Source organism: Enterobacter cloacae complex sp. P18RS (genome assembly GCF_014982105.1).
GTDB classification, from domain to species: domain Bacteria; phylum Pseudomonadota; class Gammaproteobacteria; order Enterobacterales; family Enterobacteriaceae; genus Enterobacter; species Enterobacter hormaechei_C.
Genome location: NZ_JADCKV010000049.1, coordinates 1,745 through 1,959 on the forward strand (window position 1 = coordinate 1,745; position 215 = coordinate 1,959).

Genomic DNA, 215 nt, shown 5'->3' on the forward strand with positions numbered 1-215 from the left:
ACGTCCCGGCGATGCAGTCGGCCAAGGCGGTCGTATTCGCTGCGGGTGGTCAGCAGCCACGGGGAGCTATTCTCAGGGTGGTGTTGTTCGTTGCGTGTATATTGACAGTTTATTAAGGGCAAGGGTAAATAAGGCGTGAAAAATAAAATAAGCAAGAGACGCGCAGAAGGAAGAAAGAATATTGTTAAAAATGGCTACGTAGTGAACAAATTGAT